This is a genomic window from Mesorhizobium sp. M1142 (assembly GCF_040318565.1).
Lineage (GTDB): Bacteria > Pseudomonadota > Alphaproteobacteria > Rhizobiales > Rhizobiaceae > Mesorhizobium.
Genome location: NZ_JAMYMK010000051.1, coordinates 1 through 7018, shown reverse-complemented (window position 1 = coordinate 7018; position 7018 = coordinate 1). Strand labels below are relative to the sequence as shown.

6 protein-coding genes and 5 pseudogenes are annotated in these 7018 nt (G+C 62.1%); 5 read left to right on the top strand and 6 right to left on the bottom strand.

The window, feature by feature from the left end; genetic code table 11:
- Positions 1 to 160 precede the first annotated feature (160 nt).
- Positions 161 to 901, top strand: a pseudogene (locus tag NKH42_RS30725) (IS91 family transposase); the annotation flags it as partial.
- A gap of 382 nt (positions 902 to 1283) precedes the next feature.
- Positions 1284 to 2044 (top strand): annotated as a pseudogene (locus tag NKH42_RS30720) (IS5 family transposase).
- Here the strand turns inward: NKH42_RS30720 and NKH42_RS30715 are convergent.
- The 5 genes and pseudogenes from NKH42_RS30715 to NKH42_RS30695 all read right to left on the bottom strand — a co-directional run.
- A pseudogene (locus NKH42_RS30715) lies at positions 2030 to 2215 on the bottom strand (transposase domain-containing protein); the annotation flags it as partial. The pseudogenes NKH42_RS30720 and NKH42_RS30715 sit on opposite strands and share 15 nt — an antisense overlap.
- 125 nt (positions 2216 to 2340) lie before the next feature.
- Entirely contained in the window at positions 2341 to 2664 is a 324-nt protein-coding gene (locus NKH42_RS30710; protein WP_352974815.1) for a tyrosine-type recombinase/integrase, read from the bottom strand.
- Positions 2665 to 2797: 133 nt separating this feature from the next.
- Positions 2798 to 3271 (bottom strand): annotated as a pseudogene (locus tag NKH42_RS30705) (tyrosine-type recombinase/integrase); the annotation flags it as partial.
- Between the two features lie 53 nt (positions 3272 to 3324).
- The gene (locus NKH42_RS30700) at positions 3325 to 4248 is read right to left on the bottom strand and encodes a tyrosine-type recombinase/integrase (protein WP_352974813.1); all 924 of its coding nucleotides are present in this window, start codon (positions 4246 to 4248) and stop codon (positions 3325 to 3327) included.
- On the bottom strand, positions 4245 to 5486 hold the full coding sequence (locus tag NKH42_RS30695; protein WP_352974812.1) for a site-specific integrase: 1242 nt from the start codon (positions 5484 to 5486) through the stop codon (positions 4245 to 4247). The genes NKH42_RS30700 and NKH42_RS30695 overlap by 4 nt, the downstream gene beginning before the upstream one ends.
- Positions 5487 to 5610: 124 nt before the next feature.
- Between NKH42_RS30695 and NKH42_RS30690 the strand changes: the two are divergent.
- Together NKH42_RS30690 and NKH42_RS30685 are read left to right on the top strand one after the other, a co-directional pair.
- Positions 5611 to 5751: pseudogene (locus NKH42_RS30690) on the top strand (transposase domain-containing protein); the annotation flags it as partial.
- 2 nt (positions 5752 to 5753) lie between these two features.
- Positions 5754 to 5990, top strand: coding sequence for a hypothetical protein (locus tag NKH42_RS30685; RefSeq protein WP_352637554.1), 237 nt, complete (start codon positions 5754 to 5756; stop codon positions 5988 to 5990).
- A gap of 24 nt (positions 5991 to 6014) precedes the next feature.
- On the opposite strand, the gene tnpA is transcribed toward NKH42_RS30685, so the two are convergent.
- Complete coding sequence (gene tnpA / locus NKH42_RS30680; RefSeq protein ID WP_352974809.1) at positions 6015 to 6308, bottom strand: IS66-like element accessory protein TnpA; 294 nt, start codon at positions 6306 to 6308, stop codon at positions 6015 to 6017.
- Positions 6309 to 6483: 175 nt separating this feature from the next.
- On the opposite strand from tnpA, the gene NKH42_RS30675 reads away from it, so the two are divergent.
- Positions 6484 to 6741 (top strand): hypothetical protein, encoded by a 258-nt coding sequence (locus NKH42_RS30675; RefSeq protein WP_352974808.1) that lies wholly within the window; start codon positions 6484 to 6486, stop codon positions 6739 to 6741.
- Positions 6742 to 7018: the final 277 nt, after the last annotated feature.

The following is a 7018-nucleotide window of genomic DNA, read 5'->3' as shown; positions in this document are numbered from 1 at the left end:
TCAAAAGCCTCCATCACGCCGCCGACATTAAATCCACCATCGCGGCCGCGCGGCCGGCCACCGAAAAATGGACACCCCTCCGCGAGAGTCTAAGCGGCGAAACTGGGGAATTTTACTTCGGCACTTTTGGGGAAAATTCGAGCGGCATTGACATCTCCACCATCATCCGCATGTCCACTGCGTCGTGCCGGGCGGCGGCCTGTCGCTCGAGCCTGCCACGGCGAAGGCCGGGGACCAGCGATGGATCGCCTGCCGGCCTGGATTTTTCCTGCCCGTACGGGTTCTGTCGCGCCTGTTCAGGCGGCTATTCCTAGAGCGCCTGCAGGACGCCTTCGACGCCGGCCAGCTCCGCTTCTTCAGCGGTCTCGCCAGCCTGGCCGACCCTGCCACTTTCTGCGCCCAACTGGCTGGACTGAAGCGGATCGAATGGGTCGTCTACGCCAAGCCCCCGTTCGGCGGTCCCGAACAGGTTCTCGCCTATCTGGGCCGCTACACCCATCGCGTCGCCATCGCCAACAGCCGCCTCGTGAGCCTGGACCAGGGCAAGGTCAGCTTCCGCTGGAAGGACTATCGCCATCACGACAAGTCCAAGCACAAGCTCATGACCTTAAGCGCCGACGAGTTCATCCGGCGCTTCCTGCTGCACGCTCTTCCAGACGGATTCCATCGCATCCGCCATTACGGCCTCCTCGCCATCGGCCACCGCGTCGCCAAACTCGCCCAGTGCCGTCTTCTTCTGGCGGCGCCTACGCCGCCGCCGCCGAACCCGACCGCCGACTATCGCCAGCGTTACCGCTGTCTCACAGGACGCTCCCTGGACATCTGTCCGGGCTGCGGCGGCGCCATGGCCACGCTCGGCCCGATCCCGCGCAGGGCCCCGACCTGGCCAGACACTTCATGACACGCTGCGCACCGACACGCTCGCACCGTCCATCCCGGCGTCTGCTACAGTCGCCGTCGGGCCTTTGCGCGCCGCTAGTCAAAGTCGCAGCCCGGCTGTCGCCAGCAACGCTGCACCTCAGCGTCAACGACCCAATGGCACCGCCTCCCGCGTCGCAGATGGTCCTGCATCGCGACGACGGGCGACCGCCCAAGAGCGATCGGCGAGTCCGCTCCGGCGCCTCGGACACACTGTCGAGCCCTAAATCCCCATGGCCCCGCCCGCCATCCCGCGGTTCAGTTCAATCAGGCTTCAATGTAGTCGCGACCCGTGCGTGCCCGCCCAATCGCGCCCGCGACTACACAGAACCCTCCAGATTCATGGCTGTCTTTTGGAGACAGCCATGGGTGTTCTCGACCGTCTGATTCTTCGCGACGACCAGTGGGAGCGCATGTCGGCCCACATCATCGGTGACCAGCGGACACGGGGTTCGTCGGGCCGCGACAACCGGATGTTTGTGGAAGCGGTGTTGTGGATCGTGCGCACGGGCTCGCCCTGGCGTGATCTGCCCGATGCGTTCGGGGACTGGAACAGCGTCTTCCGCCGTTCAGCCGGTGGAGCCGCAAGGGTGTCTGGTGGCGCATCTTCGCCGCGATGTCGGACGATCCCGACTTTGAGTATCTGATCGTCGATTCGACCATCATCCGCGCCCACCAGCCCGCTTCGGGGGCCAAAAAGGGGGTCTGAAGATCAGGCCCTTGGCCGTTCGCGCGGTGGCCTGAGCACCAAGATCCACATGGCCGTCCGAGGTCTTGGGTGCCCGGTTCGCTTCACCTGACGGCCGGCCAACGCGGTGACTGCCCGCAAGCTTACACCTTGATCGAGGGATTGCCCGCAAAGGTCGTCATGGCCGACGCCGCCTACGACGCCGATTCTCTGCGCCGGGAGATCGCAGACAAGGGCGCCATCGCCGTCATTCCCAACAATCCGTCGAGGGCGCGCAAATACCCGATCGACAAGCACCTCTATGCCCAGCGTCACCTGATCGAATGCTGCTTCTCAAGGCTCAAGCAGTTCAGACGCGTCGCGACACGATTCGAGAAAACAGCCCGAAACTACCTGGCCATCGTAACCATCGCAGCAACCGTCCTATGGATCAGATAAGTGTCCACACGACCTAGGGTAACCGCTGTTCTCAGGCCACGGCCTTGAGTGGCGTGTGGGCGTAGGCCCGGGCAGCAGGTCATCGAGCTGGTTTTGCGGGTGGCCGGCGACGATGCGGGCGATGACGTCGGCGAGGTAGGCATACGGGTCGACGCCGTTGAGCTTGCAGGTTTATGCCGACCGCCAAACTATGCCGAGCGCCTCTTCCGATCATGGCGGTATGAAGCGCTTTGCCCGCCATTTCGACCGAGAGCCGGTCGTTGACACTCGGCATAGTTCTCATGCTCAAAGGGCGTTCAGGAATTCAAGAGTCGGTCGTTTGGCCGAAATCGTTCGGCCTTTGCGCGTTCGTATGGCTTCAGCTTGCCAAGTGCGGATTCCTTCAGCTCAAGATGTGCGTGAAGATAGGTCAGCGTCGTTTCCATCGCCTCATGGCCCAGCCATAGGGCGATGACCGAACAATCGACGCCCGCCTGCAGCAGCTCCATGGCAGCGCTGTGCCTCAAAACATGAGGCGACACCCGCTTCGAGCGGAGGATGACGCAGTGTTCGCGAGCCTTGGCGACATGTTTGTTCAGCAGCGCCAGCACGCCGTCGGCGCTCAGCCTGCCGCCGTGCATGTTCGGAAAGAGAGCCGTTGCGCCCGTTTCCTGGGCTCGTTGAGCCAGCCCCGAAGGGCTTGCTGTGCAACCTTGTGAGCGGCGTACTTCGCTCCTTGCGGCCCTTGCCAACGCATCGCACGTGGGCACCGTGCCCCAGCATGACCGAGTCCTGGTTGAGATCGATGATCTCCGAGACCCGCAGGCCTGTTTGCGCGGCCAGCAACAGCAGAGTGTGATCACGCCGTCCCAGCCATGTGCTGCGATCCGGACAGGCCAGGATCGCTTCAATCTCGGGCCTGGTGAGAAACTGAAGTTGTCGCTTGTCGCATCGCTTGCTCGGGATCGCGAGCACGCGTTGAATCTGAGCGCTATGGGCCGGCTCCTCGAACGACGCATATCTGAAGAAAGACCGAATGGCTGTGAGGCGGAGGTTCCGGGTCCTCACTGAGGCGGACCGCAGTGTCTCGAGGTCCTCCAGAAATGCGCCGATGAAAGGCGCGTCCAAATCCCACAGTGTCAACTGCGTCGGAGACCTGCCAAGGCGTGTCTGCGCGAATGCAAACAGGAGCCGGAAGGTGTCGCGATAGGAGGCGATGGTGTTGGAGCTTACGCCTCGATGTCGCATGAGCCGATCGGTGAACCACCGCTCGATCAGCACGGCCAGATCCTTCGAGGCGCTCATGAGCGAACCTCCCACCGCTCATCCAGCAGTCGCGCAGCATGGGTCATTAGCTCCGGCGCGGCGGATAGATACCAGTAGGTGTCGCGAACATTGGCGTGGCCGAGAAAGGTCGAGAGGACCGGCAGTTCCCGCTCGACATCTTCGCCCGCACGATACCAGTTGGTCAGGGCCTGAACGGCGAAACGGTGACGAAGATCGTGAATCCGCGGACCATTGCGCTGCCCCCGCTGCCGCAGACCGATCTGTCGCGACAGCTGCCAGAACACCCGGTGCACGTATTGGTGCAGCAATCTGCCGCCCTGCTCGGCGACAAAGAAATAGGGGCTACGAGGCGTGACAAGATGCGCGTCGCGTCGCGCGGCATATTCCGACAGCACGGCGACCGTCGTGGCATGGAGCGGGACCAGCCGCGACTTGCCGAACTTCGTCTCCCGAATGGTGAGGATACCTTGGTCGAGATCGACGTCGTCTCGGCGCAGGTCGAGCGCTTCGGAATGGCGTAGCCCGGCGACCGCTATCAATCCGAACAGGCAATGATATGTCCAGGGACGGAGGGCGTTGGCCGGCGGCAGCGCCAGTGCCGCCGCCAGAAGCGCCGTGATCTCAGCATCGGTATAGATGTAGGGCTTTGCCCGCCGCGCCGGCGGCACAGCGTCTTGAGGTGGCACTTCCGTCATGGGGTCGAAATGAGCGAGGTGCTGAGCGAAGCAGCGCACATCGGTCAGGCGGATGGACCAACTCGGTTGTCGGCCGATCAACGTCACCCACTTCATTGCCAGCGCCGTGGTGATGGTCTCGGCGCCGCGAGCCTCCATGAAGGTGACGAAATCCGACAACCGTCGAGCGGGCCCGTGGTACTTGTATCCCAACCCCTGGCGCATGCCCACATAGCGCTCGAGCGCTGTTCGAAGACGGCTCATTGGGCACCTCCCGGCCACGGCAGGCTCAGTTCGCGCAGCTTCTCGATGTCGAGCTTGGCATAGATCCTCGTGCTGTCGATGCTCCGGTGACGAAGCAACTGGCCGATCTCAGCAAAGCTGGCCCCCGACCGCAGCAGGTCGGTCGCAAGGCTGTGGCGGAAGAGGTGCGCGCCGTGGTGCGCATAGCCGTGAATACCTGCCCGCTCGAGGGCCTCCTTCGCGATCATCGTGATGGCGCAGCCGGAGGCAAAGCCGACGTGCGGAGCAAGCATTCGCAGAAATAATCGGCGACACGCTGAAGCCGGTCGCCCATGCCGGATGTAGGCGACGACAGCTGCACCGACGTCGTGGCGTAGTGGCATCATCGCTTGCCGCCGTCCCTTGCCATGGACGAGGACACTGCCCGACTGCCAATCGATATCGTCAAGACTGAGCGCCGCAACCTCGCTGGCACGCAAGCCCAGCTTGGCCAGCGCCATCAGAACCGCATAGTCGCGAAGCCCCATTGCCGTGGTCCGATCGCAGGCATCGAGAACCAACTGAACCTTCTGTGGTGGCAGGAAGGTTGGCAGGCCAGCAAGCCGCCAGCGACGGATCGACGGCACACAATCGGCCAAGGCTACCGAAATGAAGCCCTTCAGATGCAAATAGCGCAGGAAGGTGCGCACCACCCCGCACATCGCTTTGCCGCTGTCGGCGGAGCCATCGAGAGCATGTCGCTCGACATAGCCGATGACGATCTCCGGGGTGAGCGCTGCAAACCCATCTGCGCCAGCCGGACAGACCTCCTGCAGAAATCGGTGTGAGAGCAGCTTGTGACTTTCCACCGTCGAGGCGGCGAGCCCTCTCTCACTCGTGAGGTAAGCCGCGAACACATCAACAATCCGCTCGTGCTCCGTGCGCTCAATCGGAAGGGCGGCTGGTATCAAGCCTTCTTGCCGTAACGCGGCAAGCAAGCGCCGGAGCGCAGCGCGGTCGCCCGAATCGATGCTCCAGTGTTTGGAACGGTGCTCAAGAAACCGCTCGACATGATCTTCGTTTAAATCCTGGAGATCGTGCCCGTTGCCGAGATGCCAGTCTCTCAGCTCACGAAATAGGCTTAGCGATCGCCATGTGCATTGCTGACCGAAGCCTTCATCCGACAATCTGCCCGCATAAACGCGTGCAAACTCGCCATACGTCCCGTGGATCAGCTTCCGAAATAGTGTGCTGCGTTGCAGGTAGTCACTTGCATTCATGTGTCCTCTCCTTCGCGTCAATTGCGACGGAGAGAGCCTAAGCTATGCCGATTCAGCTACCGCTACGTTGAGGAAAGTGTTGGTAAAAACTTGCTCACTCGGCATAGTTTGGCGGTCGGCATAAACCTGTAAGTTGAACGGCATCAATCCGGAGGCCTATCTCGCCGACCTGATCGGCCGCGTCAGCGACCATCCAGCCAATCGCATCGACGAGCTTCTCCCCTGGAACTGGCGCCCCCGATCCGACACCAGACTGGCGGTCTGACCGTGGCCGCGATCACCCGGGTCTACACCCTCCCGCTTGCCGCCGAAATGCTCGGCGAGGACGCCGAGCTGCTGTGGGAGGTCTATGTCGACATGGAACCGGAGGACGGTTGCCTCTGGGTCTACGGGCCCGACGATCAACAGATCCCCGCCTTCACAGACTTCGGCCTCGAATGCCTGACCGACTTCATCCGCGAACACAAAGCCAATCGCGGCAGAGGTCAAAATGATGGCCGGTAAGAGCCCCGGGTCATGACCGGGCGCTTACGGTTCGGGCTCCGGTGCGGCGACCACTGCTGGAACAAACAATGGCTCCGGTGCCCGCGCATCCGCCAACGGCACCCGCGCGGTCCGGCGCCAGGCGAACAGCTGCTGCGGGGACAAGGCATATCGCCGGGCCACCGCGCTCACAGTCTCGCCGGCATCGTAGCTTTCCGCCACGATCCGCGCCTTCTCCTCCGGCAACCATTCGCGCCGTCGGCCGGAGCCCGTGAACACCTCGAAACGCCGCGCGGGCTCGGGATCGTTGGATTTAAGCGTAAGCTCTGAAATCGTCATGTGTCGAAGCCCTCAAAGGCTCCGAGCATCGTCGCTCACGACCACGCGCGAAAGGTGGCGCCGGAACAGCGCTTACGACCTAGGGGGCTGTCGCACTGCTGTTGGGCCCGCTCAGAACAAGACATGCAAACGCTGAGCACTCGCAGATGCCGGGGCAGCCCGACGAAATCATTGGGTGAACGCTGCGCTTTTGGACATGCCCCTGCAGCGAGGTCGCGTATCTTCAGAGTTTAGCATTAGCGTGCCGGAACGAACAGCCGGGTGTCAGCTGGCGTTTGCAATCTTCCACACCTCAGTAATCAGGGTTGCGCGTGAAATTGTAAAAAAAACGCTGGTTTCCTGCATTGAAACAGGGGTGATTTCCGCAAAGCGCATCCTGATCGGTCCTACATCTCAAAACAGCGCTTACGAGTTCGGCCCTGTCGTCAGATGATGTCGGCACGAGGTCCTCTCGGCTAGAAGCGTCGAGGCTAGCCGATCGACCTGCTCGCGCTTAAGGGCTCTCGATCCTAGATCGTTTGGAGGTATGGCAATGGATGTCACAACGCAACTCATTAGGCATGTTCTCAATTCCAATCTGGAGGCGATACCTGAGCAAGCGATAGAACGTGCGAAGCTCTCAATGCTTGACACCATAGCGTGCGCGATCGGCGGATCGAATGATCCTATCGCCCGCTTCTCTCGCGACTTGGGTGCGTTGTCGGGCGGCA